At 54.2% G+C, this 1,140-nt stretch carries 1 pseudogene; it reads right to left on the bottom strand.

The features are described from left to right. Positions 1–1,140, bottom strand: a pseudogene (locus KNP76_RS15570) (IS3-like element ISEnfa5 family transposase); the annotation flags it as partial.

Below are 1,140 nucleotides of genomic sequence, written 5' to 3'. Positions count from 1 at the left end.
AGCCGTTCAGTCGTTTCTGGAGACGATCGTGGTTGTAGAACGATATGTAGTTCTCGATGGCCGCTGTGAGTTCGCTATAGGCCTGGAACTCACGCAAGTAGTACATCTCCACTTTCAAGGTGCCCCAAAAACTCTCGATCGGGGCGTTGTCGATGCAACGTCCGACCCGGGACATGCTGCGGGTCATTCCCGCGTCTTCTACCATTCGTTTGAACCCTCTCGAGGTATATTGGAACCCTCGGTCGCTATGGATCATCGGACGTGCTCCTGTACGGAGCCCCGCGATGGCCGGCATCATCGTCTGGAAGACGAGAGCGTTGTTGTTGGACTTCCCGATGCGATAGGCGACGATCGAGCCGTCATACAGGTCGATGATCGCGCTCAGGTATGCCTTCTTCCCGGCACCATATTTGAACTCGGTGACGTCGGTGCACCATTTCTCGTCCGGTCGGGACGCGCTGAACTCTCGGTTCATCAGGTTCTCGGCCACGTGCTGCGGCGTTGACTTCTTATGCTTCTTCCGCTTCCGGCGGATGACCGATTGGATCCCATGGATATGCATCAAGCGATAGACTCGCTTTTCATTGAACGGGGACAGGCCTTGTTGCCGGCGCAGCCGGTTGATCGTCATCGTGATCCGACGGTACCCGTATGTGCCGTTCGCCTGGTCATAGAGTAGACGGATGTCCTCCAGAAGCTTCTCGTTCTCTTCTTGACGCACCGGTATGGTGCGATTCAACCATTTGTAATAGGCCGCCCGTGAGATGCCGGCGACTCGACAGAGGAGCACGATCGAAAGGGCCTCCTCTTCGTTCAATTCTTTGATGGCGATATATCGTTGCTGTAGCCGTACCTGGCTGATCATGACCTCCTCTCGATCTCCTCTAACTTTTTTAGAAACAAGATGTCCGCACGAAGAAGTTCGTTCTCAAGATCCATTTGCTGGATCCGGCGTTTCAGCTTCTCTTCTTCGCTTAGTTCGTCCTCTGGCTTCGTACGACCACGGCGGTCTAGGAGCGCTTCTGCCCCGTTCGTGTCATACTTTTTGATCCAGCCATACACCTGGGCATAGGACACCTGATATTGTTCCGCGGTCTGCTGGTAGTTGCGTCCATTCTCCAAACAGTATTTCACGATCTC

Source organism: Exiguobacterium sp. s150, assembly GCF_018618435.1.
GTDB lineage: Bacteria > Bacillota > Bacilli > Exiguobacteriales > Exiguobacteriaceae > Exiguobacterium > Exiguobacterium alkaliphilum.
Note: the sequence above shows the minus strand (reverse complement) of the source record. Positions and strands in the feature narration are given on the sequence as shown.